Source organism: Caballeronia pedi (genome assembly GCF_001544915.2).
Classification (GTDB): domain Bacteria; phylum Pseudomonadota; class Gammaproteobacteria; order Burkholderiales; family Burkholderiaceae; genus Caballeronia; species Caballeronia pedi.
In genome coordinates, this window is sequence record NZ_FCOE02000008.1 from 121,292 (window position 1) to 138,938 (window position 17,647).

Consider the following 17,647-nt stretch of genomic DNA (forward strand, 5'->3'; position numbering starts at 1 on the left):
ATTCAACACGACAGGCGGGCTGGTTACACCTGCCGCGAGCGGTCAGTATAGGTCATGCGTCACTGCGAGCCTGCATGGCTTGCTCCCACTCAATGCAGGCCGAACGCGTAATCAGGACCTTGCGGCCAATGTTTATCTCTTTCGGCCCGATGCCGTCACGGCGCATCTTGAACAGGGTCGAGCGCTCGATCTTATAGGCCTCGCAAAACTCTGCGAGCGTCAGTGCGCCGAGGTCCGCAGGTGCGGGCCTGTCCTCTCTCTCTGCATACCTCGCGAAGGCCCTCAGGGCCTCACGCAAGGCGATGACATGCTCTGAAGCCGAATCGGCCATCCCTGCGAGCCGTTCGAGCTCGTCCACCTTCCCCGACAATCCCTTGCTGGTCATTATCATCAATCCGCCTTCAATGCCTCGTCAGCAGCCTGCACAAGGGCCTCGTACTGCTTGTCTGCTCTGACTGCATCGGCGAGCGCCCGCAAGGCTAAAGAGAGTCGTTCTAGCTGTGCGCCGCCCTGATCCCCGAAGTCGGCCAGCCGCTCTAGCTCCGACCACGGACCTTTGTCACCCTTCGCTGCTCGTTCAATCAAGAACGGCAGCAGGCCCCGCCATGTCGGCGTGCATTCAATCGTTCGCATCTTTGTTGTCCTCTGGATGAAAGGCGACCCATGCCGCCTCGGTTGCATTCCATGCCTCGTCGTCATTCATGACATACGAGAGCGTCATATACCCATCGACCGAATAGCCGATCAACTGCGCGAACTGCTGCCGGTCCTCGGGAGTGAAGTCCAACATTGCCAGCTTGTTCATGTCAATTCCGCCGTTATCGAGCAGATACTCGACAATGTGGTTGCGCTTGAACCGCACGGTGTTGCGGTCATCACGAACCAAGGGCTGCATCGGATGTTTAGGCTCCATCCTTCCTCCTAGTAGTGTGCGGCGAGTGCCACTGTGACAAGTCCGACGACTGCGACCGCGATCAGCAGCAGCCCGGACACGAACAAGGGCGTCGCCTTATCCCTGCTTGGCTTGCTTGGCTTGCTTCGCATCGACAACCTGTTTAACGAGATAGGTAAGCGGGAAAACGAAGCCGAGCAGCAGGCCTGCATTGGCCGATACCATCATCGAGCCGCCGATCAGTCCGAGCAGGAACAAGGCGAACAGCTTTGTGGCCCTGCCGAGCGAAGGGAAGTTCTTATACAGCCATGCAATGCAAACAACGATGATGAAAAACGCGGCGATACCGATCATACGGTCCTCGTGATTTTGAAAAGTCGGACCGGCTCACCGAGTCCGTCATGCTGGATCGCATAGCACAAGGTCATCGTGTATGCGGCTTGGCCTTCACTCTCGATGGCCTTGTGGATTGAGCGCTGATAGAAGCGGCGGGACCATTCGCCCTTGTCCAGCTCCATCAGGAACTCGCCTTGCCCGAGCTTCGTCAAGTGCCAAGCGACGGAGCCAGCTTGCAGGTTAATGGTCGTGTCATGCATGGTCATGCCCCTAGTCGATCGCTCGCAGGATCGCATTAGCCTCAGGATGCTGGCAGGCGAACGCGCGTAGCTGGTGATAGTGGTCTGAATACTTTTCACGAAGCGGCGCATTGTCGATCCAGACCAAAGCCCCGTACACGAACAGTGTGACGATGACCCCGAACGCGTCCGCACTGACTTCGCCTTCGTAGCTGTTGCCTGTGACCTGCACAGGGAATCGCTTGTCGGTCTCCGGTGCAAGGTAATAGCCGCCGTTGCTCAATGTGTAGAACTGCCACAGCCCGCCCTGATAGGTACGCGAGAGCATTGCGGCCTGATGATAGACAAGGCCCTCGGCCTTTATCATGACCCGAGGCGTAAAGGCCTCAGGCATGAACGCAAGCCGCTTGCTCGCGGGTACGGGGGTCGCGATAACTTCCTTCATAGCCAATCCTTAGTAACGGTCAAATTTTTTGCGCTTCGCAGCGACGTTCTCAATTTCGCTCTGCACCCAATACACGCGGCCATCCCTGCGCACCGGCTTAACCGGGAACCGGCAACCAGCGTCGTGCTGGCTGTCCGTTGCATAGTTGGTCATCGTTTTGGTCGAGACACCGAGGATTGCAGCAGCGTCTTTCGACTGAATCAGTTTCATCGCGAAAAGCCTCCCGACCAACCGAGTGATTCAGTGACCTCGCCCGGCAGATAGCCGACGTGCTCGCCTTGGCCGAGGTACACCATAAAGCCATCATCGGTAAGCAGTTCAGCAACCTGCCCGAGCTTGTATTCCATCGGCCAGCTAGGCTGGTGCGCAAAGCGGACTTCCGCTTGCGGCGGCAGGCCCTCAAGTATTTCCATCAGTTCCATCACAGTCATGCGATACCCCTAGAGCAAAAAAAATAGAGTCCAGTTGGCAGGGCCTTAACTTCAGGCCCCGCACAACAGGACTCCATAATATGTGGCCCATCAGATGGGGTACACGGCCCATCGTTGGCGAACCGCTCTAATTCCGAAAGCCTTATCCAACAAGCCTCACAGGCCGATTACTGCTGCTCTATTTAGTGCTGTTTGTCCTCTCTGCTGCCTCCATCGACTCTAGCAGCAGGTCTAGCCTTGCGATGCATGAGTCGAGCCGATCGACGATGCGCTCGTGTGCTGCCTGCATCGCGGCGAAGGTCTGCGCATGCTCTGCGTTCACGGTCGCAAGGTCCCGCCGTAGCTGTCGCAAGTCATCGTAGGTCGTCATCGCATTCGGCCTCCGATGGCAGCATGCCGAGGCCTGTGCCCGCTATGAACGCGAGCGTCGTTGCAGCACGTTGCACGAGGCCCTTGGTCAACATGATCGGCTCGTCGTCACGCATGCCGTCCTCGATCAGCATGTCGAGGATGTTCGCGAGTTCATAGGCCTTGTCGTATGTGGCGGATAGGTCCCGCCTTTCGCTCAGTCGCATGATGCCCATCCGATAGACTGCATGGCGATATGAAATGGTGTCTTGGGCGTCGTGTCGTCACCCTCACGCGTCGCCCCAACCCATAAGGCACGGCCTGCGAGAATCTGCGGATAGCCGTCAACGAAGAAATAGGCCTGCTGCTTGCGGTCGAGGCCGATATCGTCCACGTAGATCGCATCGCCGTTCGGCAGGTGCGCTGCGTCGATGCAGTCAACACCGACGAAGGCATACACCTCGCGCAAGGCCTGAAGGCCGACGCCGTCGCTGCTGCGCGTGACCTTCGATACAGTTTTCGTGAACGGGTCTATCAGGTAAGCGTTAATCATGGCTGTCGTCCTTTCGCATGATCTTGTCGAGTTCGACCATTGTTTCTTTCTCGGCCCGGATGCGATGCATCTCGGTATAGATCGTCATGTACTGCATCAACGCGTCGTCGTGGTCCTTCATCGGGTACATAGGCCCTACCTGCCTCGTGACGCCTTCGACCCCAAGGAAATAAAACATCCTAAGCAGTAGCCACGTGTCCTCGTCATCCGGGATTGCGAAGGGACCCACGTGGGCTTGTGTGCGCAGGTAGGCCGAAAGCTTTTCCCATAGGTCCTGCATCGGCGACTCAGGTGTATTGAACCACTCTTCGAAGTCACTCATGGCTGGCTGTCCATAATCTTTATCAGACCGGGAAAGTACACGTCGCATCGCTCCGTGACGGTCGCATGCCTGCGCGGGCAGTTGGCGATCGCCGCGCCTAGATCAGTCATCGGGAAGTCGTCGCCGAGCGACGCAACCAGCTTCACGAGCCGATAGCGGCCGCGCCGATCGCAGCGAGAGCAGGCCATCTCGATATGAGTTGAGCGCGCTGCAACTTCCCCGAGGGTTACGCTTCCTTTTGTCATCGCACCACTTTTGCATCGAGATACTTGCTGTCCGCGCCGCCGAAACTAACGCACAGGGCTGCGACTTCAGCCGCATACCATGACGCATCATGCTTTTCGTTGCGTGCCTTATCTTCGTTCAGTGCCTTCGAGACATAGCGCACGACCTCTTTTTGATGCTGAAAAAGCGCAGCTTTCTCGGGCTTGGCTTTGCTCTCGCTTTCCATCGTCGCTATCAGGGTGGATAGCTCGACGCCCTTGTCACGCATGGAGGTCACTGCTGCACCCGCCGAAGCCCCGTCAAGTTGGCAGAAAAAGCGAAGCTTGAACTGCGCATCGCTTTCTGCGTGCGTGACCGATGCAGCAGCCAGTAAAGCACCGATCGTCGAAACCTTCCACATTGTCGTCATGACCATTTACCCTGATTCACGTCCCCATCCGAGCGCAGCCGGGCGACTGTACTTTTGATAGTTGACCTTTGCCAGTCGAGTCACATACACGAGCACGCCAGTGCGCCCTCCGGGACCTTTGCACCGCATTCTCGCCGTGGCCGAACCGCCAAGGATCATCGCACTTGGAGAATGACTGCCCGTGAACGTCATCTTTCATTTATTTGATTTGTCCACTACATTGGAGCCGATGTTCAGGCACTCGCTGATGCGAGGCGACTTTAGACATCAGCTTCTGATGTAATTCATTTCCACGTCGAATGGAGAAGCCATGCGAAGAAGAACAAACTCAGCCTTGCTCGCAATACTTTCACTCCTTGCCGTAATTCACACCGCTTATGCGCAATCGGTCCCACTGCCCGTGACTGCCGATAACTTCATCCGTGCCGAGTCGGACGTTGAGCTAGACAAAGTGGTCAAGGCCAACGGATTTGGCAAATTCTTCCATAACCGGGAACTCGCTCCCGTTGATCAACAAATTGTAGTGCGCGTGAACCGGGACACGCTGTATTCTTCGGCAGTCTTTGACCTTGACGCAGGACCGGTGACCATCACCCTTCCAGACGCAGGCGAGCGCTTTCGGTCGATGATCGTCATCAACCAGGATCACTATGCGCAGGAAGTTGTTTATAACGCAGGCAGGTACACCCTCGATAAGAAGCAGATCGGTACTCGGTATGTGCTTACAACCATTCGCACGCTGGTCAACCCATCGGATGCGAGCGACCTTGAGAAAGCACATGCCTTGCAGGATGCCGTCAAGATCGAGCAAAGGAGCGTAGGCAGCTTCAACGTGCCCAGCTGGGACGAGACAAGCCAAAAGAAAGTGCGCGATGCGCTACTTATACTTGGTTCAACGCTCCCGAACACGCGCAAATCGTTTGGCCGCAAAAGCGACGTTGATCCTGTCCACCATCTCATTGGATCAGCAACGTTATGGGGCGGTAACCCGGAAAAGGACGCCCTTTATCTCACACGGACGCCTTCGAAGAATGACGGTACGACGATCTACAAGATTCACGTTGATCGGGGCGTACCCGTGGACGGCTTCTGGTCCATAACCGTGTACAACGCGGCTGGTTTTATCGACCCGAACCCTCTTAACGCATATTCTCTGAACAACACCACTGCGCGCAAAAATGGCGATGGCTCGGTGGACATTCAATTCGGGGGGTGTGACGGCATCGTTTCTAATTGCTTGCCAATCGCTTCCGGTTGGAACTACACGGTGCGCCTCTATCGTCCTCGACCGGAAATAGTGAACGGAAAATGGACATTTCCTGACGCTCGGCCAGCATAACTAAAATTGGGTTTACGGCTGCATGTATTCCTTCGCCGGGTCGCCATCCTCGCGTCGCCGACCGCTCTGCGGATGCCTCACCCAGCCGCGCGGCTCACCGTCGCCGCGCCACTCGTTGAGTGCTCGCTTGGCTTGTTCTCGAGTCCGATAGTAAAAGGCGTCGTGGTGACCCATGCTGTGGATGCCGACGACGAGCGCACACACGTTCAGGTTGATCGGCATGAGACCTGCGATACGCCCATCGTCTAGGACCTTGAACGGCCGTTCATAACCCATCTTGAGCAGGTCATCGTCGGAAGGCTCACCGAAGTAAGCGGGCGTGAGCAGGTCGAACAGATCGGCGAGGCGCGAGTCGTCGTGGCCGAGTGGCCGAAATTCGAGGAAGCAGGCGCGACCGCCGCGATGCTCGATCACTACCTCGTCCCATCGCTTTTCACTGTCGCGATACACGAGCCGTCGATGCGGCAAAAGCAGGTCGGCGAGGTCCTGCTCTATGATGCGCTCGATGTCGTTCGTGACCGACCGACAGCCGGGTTCGTCGCGGTCGATCAGACAGACGAAGTTATCGACGATGAAGTGGTCATAGCGCGCATTCATGCCGTGCGGTCCGCTCGTAGGTTGGTCCGAAAACAATCGGTAAGACCGAGAAAAAATATTAGAGCAAACCGCTGCGCTCGGTCAGCGGGCAAATGAGGGGTTTTGGCCCGGCATGGGCCGCTCAGGCCCGCCCAGCATAGGTTCAGGCCTGAACGCTCAGGGAAAGCCCTGAGGGCTTTTTAGTAGGCTAAGATCGGGGTTTTGCAGCAGGGCGAGAATTTAATTGCCGTGCAAACCGGGTTTCGGGGGGTTCAGCGGGGGGTAGAAATGCGGAGAAAACCCCGTAAACCCCTATCCATAAGGCTTTGCAGGGCGGTAGTAGTTTTGCTGCTGCAAAGAAAGTAACCAAAGAAACAGCTTGTCCCAGCCGGAACGCTTCATGCCGGCCGCGGCACAGGCGAACACCCAGGGCACAGCAGTAGCGAGTGCCCTCGCAGGCCTGACCGGGCCTGGACCGCGCACGGTCTGACGAGCCAGCTCCCTGAACACAAAGGTTCAGCAATCATACATCCGGCACAGCGCTACGCGCTGCCGTGGGGTATGCAAGGGAAACCGACGAGAAAAGAGATAGGCAGAAGCCCGCGCAGACCCGATTGACCCATCGGCCGCGAAGCGGGCCGGAGCCATTTTGTGCTGAACCAGCCACGCGCGCGGCGTGATGTGACAGACCGTGCGCGGTCCAAGCCCGATTAGGCCTATGAGGGCACTCGCTACTGCTGTGCCCTAGCCGTTCGCCTGTGCCGCGGCCGGTGTGAGGCGTTCCGGATGGGGAAAGCTGCTTTCTTTTCCTACTTTCTTTGCTGCAGCAAAGAAAGTAGGTGCCGCCCCGCACAGGGGCAACGCTTATAGACCGACGCGAATACGGGATCCGGCGACAACAACCTTCACCCCACCCAAACCGTAACGGCATGAATGAGAATCCCAACCGCTCCCCCAACGAGCGTCCCATTCACGCGAATAAACTGCAAATCCCGCCCAATATTGAGCTCAACATCCCGCACGAGCGTCGCATCATCCCACTGCTTGACGGTAGCCGCAATATGCTTCGCGATGCCATCGCGCAACTCCGGCGCAAGCGCCTTCAACGCATCCCGCATATGCTCGTTGATCGAATCCCGCAATGCCGGATCACTCCCGAGCGCTTCGGCGAAACTTCCCGCCATCGCCACGACTTTCGTATGCAGCGCCGAATCCGGCCGCCTGATATCCGCATCGAGCCACCCGATGAACTCATCCCACAGCCCGTTCACATAATCGCGCAACTCCGGCCGCTCGAGCCATTCACGCTTGTGCTCGTCGATTCGCGCCTTGAACGTCTCATCCGTCTTCAGCCGCTCGACGAACCGCTCCACCGCCGCATCGAAAGCCTTGCGACGCTCGTGCTCCGGATCGCTGCTCACATCGTGCAGCCATTGATTCGCGCCGCGCACGAGGCCAGCGGCGAACTTGTTGCCGAGATCCTCCGCATTCAGTCCGACAAAACCCAGCATGCCGATGAGCTTCGGATACTCCTCGCCCGCCACCGCGACGATGCGCCCCGCAAGCATCTCCTGCACCTCGGGCTTGTCGAGCCACGCCGCCATCTGCTTCAGACCTTCGTCGAGCAGCAACTGATGACGCCGGTCCGACGTCAGCGTCGAGAGCACGCTGCCCGCCGCGCTCGCGAGATCGAACGACGCAGCGCGGCGACGCAGCGTGTCGTAAAGCATGGTCTTCACGCGCTCGTCGTCGACGAAGGACAGCAACTGGCCCACGGCCGTCACCGCCTTCTTGCCGAGCAGTTCCGAATTCTTCGGCTCCGCGAGCCACATCGAAAGCCGGCTCGCCGGATCGAACGCGTTCACGCGCGCTACCAGCGCATCGGTGCCGAGAAAACGGTCGCGCACGAACACGGCGAGATTGTCCGCGACGCGCGCCTTGTTCGCGGGCAGGATCGCCGTGTGCGGAATCGGCACGCCGAGCGGATGGCGAAACAGCGCGACCACCGCGAACCAGTCCGCGAGCGCGCCGACCATCGCGGCTTCCGCGAACGACGACACCCACGCCCACACGCCCGCATCGTGCTGGCTTTTCGCGAGCGCGAACAGACAGCCGGCCGCGACCAGCAACGCGGCGGCGAACCATTTCATTCTTTTCAGCGCGACGGCTTTGTCCTGCGTTTCCATCTATTTTCTGGTCATGGTTTTGGAGAGGCCGAAAGCTTACCAGCAGCGCGTTGCAAATCCTGAAGAACGTCGACGGCGCGCTCGCCATCATCGACAGGAACGAAGATGTGATCGTGATACACCGCCGCGATCACGTTGCAACTGATGTTAGCGTCGCCGAGCGCACGCGCGAACGCCGCCGTCAGACCGACCGCGTTCAGGTCCGAATGAACGGTCAGCGTGATCCACGCCGCGCGAAACAGCGGCGCGATGCCCGCCGCCTGCGCCGCGCTTTCCTCCATCACGACCGTCAGGCCTTCGCGCTCGCGAAACGTCGCGACGATGCCCGCGCCGCTCACCACCGCATCGTGCGGCAGCGACGCGAACACATACACGCCCGGCTGCAGTTCGGGCTGCATCGACGCGATCAGCGTATCGAGATCACGCAGCATTCTCGGCCTCCCGTGTGCGCGCCAGTACCGGCCGCAGCGCCGCGCCCGTGTGGCTGCGCGGATGCGTCGCGAGCGTGTCCGGGTCCGCCGCCGCGACGATCGTGCCGCCATTCACGCCGCCTTCCGGGCCGAGATCGAGCACCCAGTCGGCTTCGGCGATCACATCGAGATCGTGTTCGATGACAATCACGCTATGCCCGCCATCCACCAGCCGATGCAGCACGCGAATCAGCTTCGCGACGTCCGCCATGTGCAGGCCGACGGTCGGCTCATCCAGCACGTAGAGCGTGTGCGGCGGTTTCTGGCCGCGTCGCGTGATGTCGTCGCGCACCTTCGACAATTCGGTGACGAGCTTGATGCGCTGCGCTTCGCCACCCGACAGCGTGGGCGACGGCTGGCCGAGCGTCAGATAACCGAGCCCGACATCGCGCAGCAACTGCAACGGATGCGCGATGCTCTGCATCGACGAGAAGAACTCGACGGCTTCGTCGATTTCCATCGTCAGCACTTCGCCGATATTCTTGCCGCGCCACGTCACCGCCAGCGTTTCCGGATTGAAGCGCTGGCCGTGGCACACGTCGCACGGCACCTTTACGTCGGGCAGGAAGCTCATCGCAATGGTGCGCACGCCCTGGCCTTCGCACGCCGGACAACGCCCGTCGCCGGTATTGAACGAGAAGCGCGACGGCGTATAGCCGCGCGCGCGCGCTTCGAGCGTATCGGCGAATAGCTTGCGGATGGTGTCCCACATGCCGATGTAGGTCGCCGGACACGAGCGCGGCGTCTTGCCGATCGGCGTCTGATCGACTTCGAGCACGCGGTCGATCGCCTCGAAACCGGTCACGCCGCGACAGCCCTGCCACGCGTGCGCGACATCGAACTTCGGACGCGGCGCTTCGCGCGCGAGCACGCTGGCGCGCGATTTCGTCCCGGGCTTGCTCGTGTCCGACGCTTGCGCGGCCTTGCGCGCACGCCGCACCGCGGGCGACGACAGCACCGAGCGGCCGACTGCATCGAGCAGATTGGTCATCAGCACGTCGCGCGCGAGCGTCGACTTGCCCGAGCCCGATACACCCGTGATCGCGACGAGGCGATTCAACGGCATGCTGGCCGTCACGTTGCGCAGGTTATGCAGCGTCGCGCCTTCGACCGTCAGCCACTGCTCGGGCACGGCGGCCCGCTTCGGCGTCGCGGTGCGCACTTCACGGCGCGGCTGCAACGGATGCACGATCGGGTTCGCAAGGTACTGCCCCGTCAGCGACGCCTTGTGCGCCGCGAGATCGGTGACGTTGCCCTGCGCGACCACCGTGCCGCCGCGCTTGCCCGCGCCCGGCCCGATATCGATGATGTGATCGGCGCGGCGAATCGTATCCTCGTCATGCTCGACGACGACCAGCGTGTTGCCCTTGTCGTTCAGCTTCTTCAGCGCGCTCAGCAAGATAAGGTTGTCGCGCGGGTGCAAACCGATAGTCGGTTCATCGAGCACATAACACACGCCTTGCAGATTGCTGCCGAGTTGCGCGGCGAGACGAATGCGCTGCGCTTCGCCGCCGGAGAGCGTCGGCGCGGCGCGATCGAGACTCAGATAACCCAGCCCCACCTCTTCGAGAAACTGCAGACGACCTTCGATTTCGCTGACCACGTCACGCGCGATATCCGCTTCGCGGCCCTTGAGCTTCAGCTTCGAAATCCACTCGCGCGTATCGCCGACGGTCCAGCGGCCCACTTCCGTGATCGGATAGTCGCCGAACGTGACCGCGCGCGCGACATCGTTCAGACGCGTGCCTTCGCAGTCCGGGCACGGCTGATCGACGATATCGTCCGGTTCCTGATCCACCGAACCGATGCTCTGCTCGCGGCCGCGATCGTCCTGCGCAAATACCGTATCGTCGAAGGCGGCGCGCTGTTCGCGCGTCAGCTTCACGCCTGTTCCGACGCAGGTATTGCACCAGCCATGCTTGCTGTTGTACGAGAACATGCGCGGATCGAGTTCGGGATAACTCGTGCTGCACACCGGACACGCGCGCTTGGTCGAGAACACGCGCGTTTCTTCCTTGCCCCGGCGCGCGCCGCCCTGCCACGATCCATGCAGGTCGTCGAGCGGTGCGCACAGATGCATCACGCCCTTGCCGATTTCGAGCGTTTCATCGAGCAGGCGGCGCAGTTCGGCTTCGTTATCCGCCGATACGACCAGGTCCGCGACGGGCAGTTCGATCGTATGTTCGCGGAAGCGGTCGAGCTTCGGCCACGGACTCACCGGCAGAAATTCGCCATCCACACGCAGATGCGTATTGCCGCGCGCCTTCGCCCATTTCGCGAGATCGGTATAGACGCCCTTGCGGTTCACGACCAGTGGCGCGAGCAGGCCGACATGCTGGCCCTTGAAGTCGCGCATGATTTGCGCCGCGATCGATTCCGAGCTTTGCGACTGCACCGGCGTGCCATCGTGGATGCAATGCTGGATGCCGAGCTTCACGTACAGCAGACGCAGGAAGTGCCAGACTTCCGATGTGGTCGCCACCGTCGACTTGCGCCCGCCGCGCGACAGGCGCTGCTCGATCGCGACGGTCGGCGGAATGCCATAGACGGCATCGACTTCGGGACGGCCCGCCGGCTGCACGATGGAGCGCGCATACGCGTTCAGCGATTCGAGGTAACGGCGCTGGCCTTCGTGAAAGAGGATGTCGAACGCGAGCGTCGACTTGCCCGATCCCGACACGCCCGTCACGACATTGAACTTGTTATGCGGGATATCGACATCGAGCGACTTCAGGTTGTGTTCGCGCGCATTCACGATACGCACGACGTCTTCACCCTGCAACGCGCGGCGCGCGCTCGCGACTTCCGCCGCGAGTTGCAAGGGCACGCCCGCGCGCTTTTCCGCCGCGCCGGGCGCCATCGCTTCTTCGTATTCGAGGAGCGCGCGGCCCGTATGCGACTGCTCGCACGCGGCGACATCGTCCGGCGTGCCGATGCACACCACTTGCCCGCCGCCATCGCCGCCTTCGGGACCGAGATCGATGATCCAGTCCGCCGCACGAATCACGTCGAGATTGTGTTCGATGACGATCAGCGAATGCCCGCGTTCCAGCAGGCGCCGCAGTGCCTGCATCAGCTTGGCGATGTCGTCGAAGTGCAGGCCCGTGGTCGGCTCGTCGAACATGAAGAGGCGGCGTTCGCTGTTCTTGGCCTGCGAGGTTTCCGCCAGAAAACCCGCCAGCTTGAGACGCTGTGCTTCGCCGCCCGAGAGCGTCGGCACCGGTTGCCCGAGCTTCACGTATTCCAGACCGACATCGACGATCGGTTGCAGCACGCGCAGCACTTCCTTGTCCTCGGCAAAGAGCGCGACCGCTTCGCTGACGGTCAGTTCGAGCACGTCCGCGACGCTCAACTGACGGTCGCCGCGCTCGATCTTCACTTCGAGAACTTCCGCGCGATAACGCCGTCCGTCGCAGTCCGGGCAGCGCAGATAGACATCGCTCAGGAACTGCATCTCGACGTGCTCGAAGCCCGAACCGCCGCACGTCGGGCAACGGCCATCGCCCGAGTTGAAGCTGAACATGCTCGCGCTGTAGCCGCGCTGCAACGCGAGCGGCGCCTTCGCATAGAGCTTGCGGATTTCATCGAACGCGCCGACATAGCTCGCCGGATTCGAGCGCGCCGTGCGTCCGATCGGCGACTGATCGACGAACACGACATCGCTCAGATGCTCCGCGCCCTTCAATGCGCGAAACGCGCCGGGCGCTTCCGTCGCCTTGCCGAAGTGACGCATCAGCGCGGGCGCGAGCACGTCCTGAATCAGCGTCGATTTACCCGAACCCGACACGCCCGTCACGCAGACGAGCCGCTGCAGCGGAATCTCGACCGTGACGTCCCGCAGATTGTGATCGCTCGCGCCTTCGAGCGTGAGACGCGGCGTGTTCGCATCGACGATGCGCCGGTTCCAGTTCGATGCATGCGCGACATGCTTGCGGCCGCCGAGATACGCGCCGGTCAATGTATCGGTGACCTGAATATCGCCGGGCGCGCCGTCGTAGACGATCTGCCCGCCGCGCTCGCCCGGCCCCGGTCCCATGTCGATGAGACGATCCGCCGCGAGCATCACCGAAGGATCGTGCTCGACGACGACGAGCGTGTTGCCCGCATCGCGCAGCCGATGCATCGCCTCGACGATGCGGTTCAGATCGCGCGGATGCAAACCGATGCTCGGTTCATCGAGCACGAACAGCGTGTTGACGAGCGATGTGCCGAGCGCGGTCGTCAGGTTGATACGCTGCACTTCGCCGCCGGACAGCGTGCGGCTCTGGCGATCGAGCGTCAGATAGCCGAGGCCCACATCGCAGAGATATTTCAGACGCGTGCGCACTTCCGCGTGCAGCAGCTTGAGCGCTTCATCGAGCAACGTAGATGGCAGCGTCAGCGAATCGAAGAAGCGGCGGATGCGCTCGATCGGCATCAGCATCAGATCGTGTACGGTCAGGCCCGGCAGCGCTTCGAGTTGCGCGCGCGTCCAGTCGACGCCTTCCGGCTTGAAGCGTTGCGACGGCGGCAACACCGCGTCGGCCTGTTCCTTCGTGCCGAGACGCCACAGCAGCGATTCGGTTTTCAGGCGCGCGCCCGCGCACACCGGACACGTCGTGTAGCTGCGATATTTCGACAACAGCACGCGGATGTGCATCTTGTAAGCCTTCGACTCCAGATAGTCGAAGAAGCGCTGCACGCCGTACCACTGGTTCTGCCACTTGCCGGTCCAGTCGGGCGAGCCTTTGATGACCCAGTCGCGCTCTTCTCGCGTGAGATCCTTCCAGGGCACGCCGAGACGAATGCCCGCCTTCGCGCCGTACTTCACGAGATCGTCCTGATTCTCTTTCCACGCGGGCGTCTGCAGCGTCTTGACCGCGCCTTCGCGCAGGGTCTTGTTTTCGTCGGGAATGACGAGACCGTAATCGACGCCGATCACGCGGCCGAAGCCACGGCATGTTTCGCACGCGCCGTAGGCGGAATTGAAGGAAAACAGCGCGGGCTGCGGGTCGGCGTAGCGCAGGTCGCTTTCGGGGCTATGCAGGCCGGTCGAGAAGCGCCAGATTTCCGGCTCGGCCTCTTCCTTCAGCACATAGACGTTCACGCGCCCGGTGCCGCGCAGCAACGCGCTTTCGATTGCTTCCAGCGCGCGCGAGCGCTCGGTGTTCTGCAAGCGGAAACGATCCGCAACGACATCGAGCATCTGCCGTGCGCCGGTTTCCGTCTGCACGTGACGCTTCGCCTGCACGCGCGTGTAGCCGCTCGCGGACAGCCACTGCTCGACTTCCTCGTCGCTGGCGGTATCGGGCAATTCGACCGGGAACGTGACCGCGAGGCGCGGATCGTCGGCGCGCGTGCGTTCGAGCAGTTCGGCGTAGATCGTCTCGGGCGTGTCGTGGCGCACGCGGTGCGAGGTCTTCTTGTCGAACAGTTCGGCGGCGCGCGCGTAGAACAGCTTCAGGTGGTCGTTCAGCTCGGTCATCGTGCCGACGGTCGAGCGCGAGCTGCGCACCGGATTCGTCTGGTCGATGGCGATGGCGGGCGGCACGCCGTCCACGCGATCGACCTGCGGGCGGTCCATCCGGTCGAGAAACTGGCGCGCGTAGGCGCTGAAGGTCTCGACGTAGCGCCGCTGACCTTCCGCGTAGAGCGTGTCGAACACGAGGCTCGACTTGCCGGAGCCGGACGGGCCGGTCACGACGGTCATCTGGCCGGTGTGCAGGTCGAGATCGAGATTCTTCAGATTGTGCTGACGGGCGCCACGAATGCGGATTGCGTTGTTCGATGCCAATTTTTCAACCGGTTCAATGAGTTAGGCGGCTTTCGGAGCCGCTTGGCGGTCCGCTCGACCGTTCGGGAGCGCACAGCCGCCATAGCGAACAGTACTGTACACGCATACAGTAATTGTCGCCAAACGTGTCAGGAGTGTCTGCTTCCGGTGCGCAAGACACTCGCCTGATCCGCGTGTCACTTGAGATAGGCGACGACCGCGTCGGCGACGGCGTCCGGCGCCTCGCGCAGCGGAAAATGCCCCGCCCCGTCGATGACGACGCGTCGGTACCCCGCCGTGAAATATTTTTCCTGCCCTTCCGAGCTGGCGGGTTCGTCGCAGGCGTCCGCGCCGCCCTGAATCATCAGCGCGGGCACGTCGATGCGCTCGATCGTCGCGAGCCTGGCGTACAGATCGGCCAGCGCCGGATCGGACGGCTGATCGCCGCGCCAGCGTCGCCGGTAGGCGTTGAGGGTGATCGGCACCCAGTCGGGGTTGTCGAAGGCGCGCGCCGTGGCCGCGAATTCGGCCTCGTCGAACCAGCCGGGCGGCGACCATGTGTCCCACTGGATGCGCGCGAAGCCTTTGGGATCGGCGGCGAGCGCGTCGGGGCCGCCGTCGAGCGACATGAACCACTGGTACCAGAAGCGCCGCGCCTGCGAGAAGTCCGGCAGCTGGAATACGCCGCGCGGCTGATAGGCGAGCGCGAGCGCGGCCATGCGGCGCACGCGCTGCGGGAACAATGCGGACATCGTGTAGGCGGCGCGCGCGCCCCAGTCGTGGCCGACGACATCGAATTGCCCGATGCCGAGCGCGTCCGCGAGATCGATGCAGTCTTTCGCGAGCGCGACGCCCGAGCCGTCGCGCACGGTGTCATCGCGCAGAAAGCGGGTGCCGCCCGCGCCACGCAGCTCGGGCACGATGGTGCGGTAGTTCGCGTCGTTGAGCCGCTTCGCGACCGCGTGCCACGCGCGCGCCGCATCCGGCCAGCCGTGGATCAGCACGACGATGGGACCTTCAGCGGGACCGGAATCGGCGTAGGCGATATCGAGTGTGTGCGTGCGGGCGTGGCGGTCGAAGTCCAGCATGGCGAGACTCCTCGGGAGGGAGGAGTCATTTTAGCGAGCGCGGCAGAGGCGTGCTTGTCGGGAACGATCGATCTGCGGCGCGCGCCTTCACGCCCCGATCAGCACCCCCGTGCGCACGGGCTTCTCCCCCGTCACCCGCCCCATCGGTGCGCCTGCATACACGAAGCGAATCGCGCGCCGCATGTAAAACACACCCTCATTGCTCGTGGTGACGGTCGTGACGTCATCGCTGATCGGATCGACGATATCGAACACGGCATCGCCCGCCTTCAACCGCGCGCCCACTTTCGCGCGATACACGACGATCCCGCTCACCGGCGCAATCAACTGCTGGCTGCCCGCGAGCGGCGTCGCCGGTTGCGCGAGCGGCGGCGCGTCGTTCGCTTCGCCTTCGATCACCCCGCGCGCGATCAGATAATCGACGATTGCATCCGCATCCTGCGATGCCGTGTCGTAGTCCACGTCCCGTTGCCCGCGATGCTCGATCGTCGCCGCGATGTTCGGCGCGCCGAGCGGCGTCTTGTCTCCGAGGCGCGCACGCACCTCGTTCCAAAGCAGCGCGTGAACCTCATCGAACGATTGCCCGCCGGAATCCGTCGCGAGCAACACGCCGTTGGCGCCGAGATAGCGCGCGAGCGGCTCGATCGCGGGCCAGCTCGCGGGGCTCGTATAGACGTGCATGGTCGCTTCGAGCGAGCAATGCAGATCGAGCACGATATCGGCTTGCGACGCCATCGTGAGCAGCGCGAGCCGCAACGATTCGAACTCATTCTTCGCGGACATTTCGCCGAGCATCCCGACGAGCGCGCCACGCAGGACACGCGCGTTGTGCGCCGCATCGTCGGATGACAGGCGCGCGCCCACGCGTTCGATCAATGCGTCGGCGGACGGCGACGGAAAGCCGCGATTGAAATTGTGGCCGCTGTTCGTCTCGAAGCGCCCGAGAAATTGCCCGAGCACATGCTGCGATAAGCCGATCGGATTCGCCACCGGCACGAGCACGATTTCACCGCGCACGCGGCCTGCGGCTTCGAGATCGGCGAGGCGCTTCTTCAAGGTCCATGCGGTGAGCATCGCGGGCGTTTCGTCGGCGTGCAGCGAGGACTGCATATAAACCCGCTCGCCGCCGCGCCCGGCGTCGCCGAAGTGAAAGCTGACGAGTTCGCGCGAGGTGCCGAGCGTCGTCGAGACGAGCGGTGTGCGTCGTGTCTGCATCGAATGATCCTCAGTCGCCGTACACATCGAAGTCGAAATACTTGCGCGCGATCTTCTGATACGTGCCGTCGGCGCGCATGTCGGTCACGGCCTTGTCGACCTTCGCCTTGAGCGCGGCGTCGTCCTGCCGCAAGCCCATGCCGACGCCGTGATCGCCCATCGAAAGCGGCTCGCCGACGAACGCGAAGCCCGCGCCGCGCGAGGTCTTCAGAAAGCCGTGCTCCGCTTCGACCGAGCCGAGCAGCGCAGCGTCGATCCGGCCGGCGGCGAGATCGTTGAAGACGCCTTCCTGACTCTGATACGCGACCACTTCGACGCCGCCCGGCTGCCAGTTCTTCATCGCGTAGGTTTCGAACTGGCTGCCGCTCTGCACACCGACGCGCTTGCCGCGCAGCCCTTCCGCGCTCGCCTTGAGCGGCGCGCCGCTGCGCGCGATCAGACGCGAGCGAAACTGGAACAGCTTGGTGGAAAACGCGATCTGCTTGAGACGCTTGTCGGTGATCGCCATCGACGACATGATCCCGTCGATCTTGCGCGCCTGCAGCGCGGGGATCATCCCCGAAAACTCGAGCTCGACCCATTGGCAACGCATCGCGATGCGGCGGCAGATTTCATCGCCGAGATCGACGTCGAAGCCCGCGACGTGGCCGTCGGGCGTCTTCACGTCCATCGGCGGATAGCCCGGGTCGATGCCGAGGCGCAAGGTGTCGGCGTCTTTCGCGTGAACCGGCGCGGCGGCGACGAGCGCGGCGGCCAGCAATAGTGAACTGAGTCTGAACATGAACGCGGTGTCTCCGTAAGGTTGGCACCGATACTACGGG

The 17,647-nt window shown here is 62.0% G+C and carries 20 protein-coding genes; 1 reads left to right on the forward strand and 19 read right to left on the reverse strand.

The window, feature by feature from the left end; translation table 11 throughout:
* Positions 1 to 52 precede the first annotated feature (52 nt).
* The 12 genes from AWB80_RS14565 to AWB80_RS14630 form a co-directional block, all read right to left on the reverse strand.
* Positions 53 to 385 carry a helix-turn-helix transcriptional regulator gene (locus AWB80_RS14565; protein WP_143328040.1) on the reverse strand — a complete coding sequence of 111 codons (333 nt, stop codon included), beginning with the start codon at positions 383 to 385 and terminating at the stop codon, positions 53 to 55.
* A 5-nt stretch (positions 386 to 390) separates the two neighbouring features.
* Complete coding sequence (locus tag AWB80_RS14570; RefSeq protein WP_061175369.1) at positions 391 to 633, reverse strand: hypothetical protein; 243 nt, start codon at positions 631 to 633, stop codon at positions 391 to 393.
* Positions 620 to 913 (reverse strand): hypothetical protein, encoded by a 294-nt coding sequence (locus tag AWB80_RS14575; protein WP_143328041.1) that lies wholly within the window; start codon positions 911 to 913, stop codon positions 620 to 622. Before AWB80_RS14575 ends, AWB80_RS14570 begins: the two co-directional genes overlap by 14 nt.
* A 96-nt stretch (positions 914 to 1,009) precedes the next feature.
* Entirely contained in the window at positions 1,010 to 1,246 is a 237-nt protein-coding gene (locus AWB80_RS14580; protein WP_061175371.1) for a hypothetical protein, read from the reverse strand.
* On the reverse strand, positions 1,243 to 1,488 hold the full coding sequence (locus AWB80_RS14585) for a hypothetical protein (protein WP_143328042.1): 246 nt from the start codon (positions 1,486 to 1,488) through the stop codon (positions 1,243 to 1,245). The genes AWB80_RS14580 and AWB80_RS14585 overlap by 4 nt, the downstream gene beginning before the upstream one ends.
* A 10-nt stretch (positions 1,489 to 1,498) precedes the next feature.
* Positions 1,499 to 1,912 carry an antirestriction protein gene (locus tag AWB80_RS14590; RefSeq protein WP_061175373.1) on the reverse strand — a complete coding sequence of 138 codons (414 nt, stop codon included), beginning with the start codon at positions 1,910 to 1,912 and terminating at the stop codon, positions 1,499 to 1,501.
* Positions 1,913 to 1,921: 9 nt separating this feature from the next.
* Positions 1,922 to 2,122: a hypothetical protein gene (locus tag AWB80_RS14595; protein WP_061175374.1), complete on the reverse strand. Its 201-nt coding sequence runs from the start codon at positions 2,120 to 2,122 to the stop codon at positions 1,922 to 1,924.
* The gene (locus AWB80_RS14600) at positions 2,119 to 2,343 is read right to left on the reverse strand and encodes a hypothetical protein (RefSeq protein WP_061175375.1); all 225 of its coding nucleotides are present in this window, start codon (positions 2,341 to 2,343) and stop codon (positions 2,119 to 2,121) included. Before AWB80_RS14600 ends, AWB80_RS14595 begins: the two co-directional genes overlap by 4 nt.
* Before the next feature lie 353 nt (positions 2,344 to 2,696).
* On the reverse strand, positions 2,697 to 2,918 hold the full coding sequence (locus AWB80_RS14610) for a hypothetical protein (RefSeq protein ID WP_143328043.1): 222 nt from the start codon (positions 2,916 to 2,918) through the stop codon (positions 2,697 to 2,699).
* A complete protein-coding gene (locus AWB80_RS14615) occupies positions 2,909 to 3,244 on the reverse strand; it encodes a DUF3846 domain-containing protein (protein ID WP_061175378.1) in 336 nt (111 codons plus the stop codon). The genes AWB80_RS14610 and AWB80_RS14615 overlap by 10 nt, the downstream gene beginning before the upstream one ends.
* A complete protein-coding gene (locus tag AWB80_RS14620) occupies positions 3,237 to 3,566 on the reverse strand; it encodes a hypothetical protein (RefSeq protein WP_061175379.1) in 330 nt (109 codons plus the stop codon). The genes AWB80_RS14615 and AWB80_RS14620 overlap by 8 nt, the downstream gene beginning before the upstream one ends.
* Positions 3,567 to 3,807: 241 nt before the next feature.
* Positions 3,808 to 4,200, reverse strand: a complete 393-nt coding sequence (locus AWB80_RS14630) for a hypothetical protein (RefSeq protein ID WP_143328044.1) — start codon at positions 4,198 to 4,200, stop codon at positions 3,808 to 3,810.
* A 310-nt stretch (positions 4,201 to 4,510) separates the two neighbouring features.
* Between AWB80_RS14630 and AWB80_RS14635 the strand changes: the two genes are divergently transcribed.
* Complete coding sequence (locus AWB80_RS14635) at positions 4,511 to 5,539, forward strand: DUF1214 domain-containing protein (protein WP_061175382.1); 1,029 nt, start codon at positions 4,511 to 4,513, stop codon at positions 5,537 to 5,539.
* A 12-nt stretch (positions 5,540 to 5,551) separates the two neighbouring features.
* On the opposite strand, the gene AWB80_RS14640 is transcribed toward AWB80_RS14635, so the two are convergent.
* The 7 genes from AWB80_RS14640 to AWB80_RS14670 form a co-directional block, all read right to left on the reverse strand.
* The gene (locus tag AWB80_RS14640) at positions 5,552 to 6,136 is read right to left on the reverse strand and encodes a hypothetical protein (RefSeq protein ID WP_061175383.1); all 585 of its coding nucleotides are present in this window, start codon (positions 6,134 to 6,136) and stop codon (positions 5,552 to 5,554) included.
* A gap of 884 nt (positions 6,137 to 7,020) precedes the next feature.
* Positions 7,021 to 8,301, reverse strand: coding sequence for a DUF445 domain-containing protein (locus AWB80_RS14645; protein WP_061175384.1), 1,281 nt, complete (start codon positions 8,299 to 8,301; stop codon positions 7,021 to 7,023).
* An 11-nt stretch (positions 8,302 to 8,312) separates the two neighbouring features.
* The gene (locus AWB80_RS14650) at positions 8,313 to 8,732 is read right to left on the reverse strand and encodes an ACT domain-containing protein (RefSeq protein WP_061175385.1); all 420 of its coding nucleotides are present in this window, start codon (positions 8,730 to 8,732) and stop codon (positions 8,313 to 8,315) included.
* On the reverse strand, positions 8,722 to 14,544 hold the full coding sequence (uvrA, locus tag AWB80_RS14655; protein WP_096031980.1) for an excinuclease ABC subunit UvrA: 5,823 nt from the start codon (positions 14,542 to 14,544) through the stop codon (positions 8,722 to 8,724). The genes AWB80_RS14650 and uvrA overlap by 11 nt, the downstream gene beginning before the upstream one ends.
* A gap of 176 nt (positions 14,545 to 14,720) precedes the next feature.
* Positions 14,721 to 15,611 carry an alpha/beta fold hydrolase gene (locus AWB80_RS14660; RefSeq protein WP_061175387.1) on the reverse strand — a complete coding sequence of 297 codons (891 nt, stop codon included), beginning with the start codon at positions 15,609 to 15,611 and terminating at the stop codon, positions 14,721 to 14,723.
* An 87-nt stretch (positions 15,612 to 15,698) separates the two neighbouring features.
* On the reverse strand, positions 15,699 to 16,826 hold the full coding sequence (locus AWB80_RS14665; RefSeq protein WP_061175388.1) for a succinylglutamate desuccinylase/aspartoacylase family protein: 1,128 nt from the start codon (positions 16,824 to 16,826) through the stop codon (positions 15,699 to 15,701).
* A 10-nt stretch (positions 16,827 to 16,836) separates the two neighbouring features.
* Positions 16,837 to 17,607 carry a transporter substrate-binding domain-containing protein gene (locus tag AWB80_RS14670; protein WP_061175389.1) on the reverse strand — a complete coding sequence of 257 codons (771 nt, stop codon included), beginning with the start codon at positions 17,605 to 17,607 and terminating at the stop codon, positions 16,837 to 16,839.
* Between the last annotated feature and the right edge of the window lie 40 nt (positions 17,608 to 17,647).

Excerpts from the sequence above, each read along its gene's own strand:
- AWB80_RS14580 (WP_061175371.1), bottom strand. The coding sequence starts at position 1,246 with ATGATCGGTATCGCCGCGTTTTTCATCATCGTTGTTTGCATTGCATGG.
- AWB80_RS14575 (WP_143328041.1), bottom strand. The coding sequence starts at position 913 with ATGGAGCCTAAACATCCGATGCAGCCCTTGGTTCGTGATGACCGCAAC.
- AWB80_RS14585 (WP_143328042.1), bottom strand. The coding sequence starts at position 1,488 with ATGCATGACACGACCATTAACCTGCAAGCTGGCTCCGTCGCTTGGCAC.
- AWB80_RS14635 (WP_061175382.1), top strand. The coding sequence starts at position 4,511 with ATGCGAAGAAGAACAAACTCAGCCTTGCTCGCAATACTTTCACTCCTT.
- AWB80_RS14645 (WP_061175384.1), bottom strand. The coding sequence starts at position 8,301 with ATGGAAACGCAGGACAAAGCCGTCGCGCTGAAAAGAATGAAATGGTTC.
- AWB80_RS14630 (WP_143328044.1), bottom strand. The coding sequence starts at position 4,200 with ATGACGACAATGTGGAAGGTTTCGACGATCGGTGCTTTACTGGCTGCT.
- AWB80_RS14595 (WP_061175374.1), bottom strand. The coding sequence starts at position 2,122 with ATGAAACTGATTCAGTCGAAAGACGCTGCTGCAATCCTCGGTGTCTCG.
- AWB80_RS14565 (WP_143328040.1), bottom strand. The coding sequence starts at position 385 with ATGACCAGCAAGGGATTGTCGGGGAAGGTGGACGAGCTCGAACGGCTC.
- AWB80_RS14570 (WP_061175369.1), bottom strand. The coding sequence starts at position 633 with ATGCGAACGATTGAATGCACGCCGACATGGCGGGGCCTGCTGCCGTTC.
- AWB80_RS14600 (WP_061175375.1), bottom strand. The coding sequence starts at position 2,343 with ATGACTGTGATGGAACTGATGGAAATACTTGAGGGCCTGCCGCCGCAA.
- AWB80_RS14615 (WP_061175378.1), bottom strand. The coding sequence starts at position 3,244 with ATGATTAACGCTTACCTGATAGACCCGTTCACGAAAACTGTATCGAAG.
- AWB80_RS14660 (WP_061175387.1), bottom strand. The coding sequence starts at position 15,611 with ATGCTGGACTTCGACCGCCACGCCCGCACGCACACACTCGATATCGCC.
- AWB80_RS14665 (WP_061175388.1), bottom strand. The coding sequence starts at position 16,826 with ATGCAGACACGACGCACACCGCTCGTCTCGACGACGCTCGGCACCTCG.
- AWB80_RS14650 (WP_061175385.1), bottom strand. The coding sequence starts at position 8,732 with ATGCTGCGTGATCTCGATACGCTGATCGCGTCGATGCAGCCCGAACTG.
- AWB80_RS14610 (WP_143328043.1), bottom strand. The coding sequence starts at position 2,918 with ATGCGACTGAGCGAAAGGCGGGACCTATCCGCCACATACGACAAGGCC.
- AWB80_RS14670 (WP_061175389.1), bottom strand. The coding sequence starts at position 17,607 with ATGTTCAGACTCAGTTCACTATTGCTGGCCGCCGCGCTCGTCGCCGCC.
- AWB80_RS14620 (WP_061175379.1), bottom strand. The coding sequence starts at position 3,566 with ATGAGTGACTTCGAAGAGTGGTTCAATACACCTGAGTCGCCGATGCAG.
- AWB80_RS14640 (WP_061175383.1), bottom strand. The coding sequence starts at position 6,136 with ATGAATGCGCGCTATGACCACTTCATCGTCGATAACTTCGTCTGTCTG.
- AWB80_RS14590 (WP_061175373.1), bottom strand. The coding sequence starts at position 1,912 with ATGAAGGAAGTTATCGCGACCCCCGTACCCGCGAGCAAGCGGCTTGCG.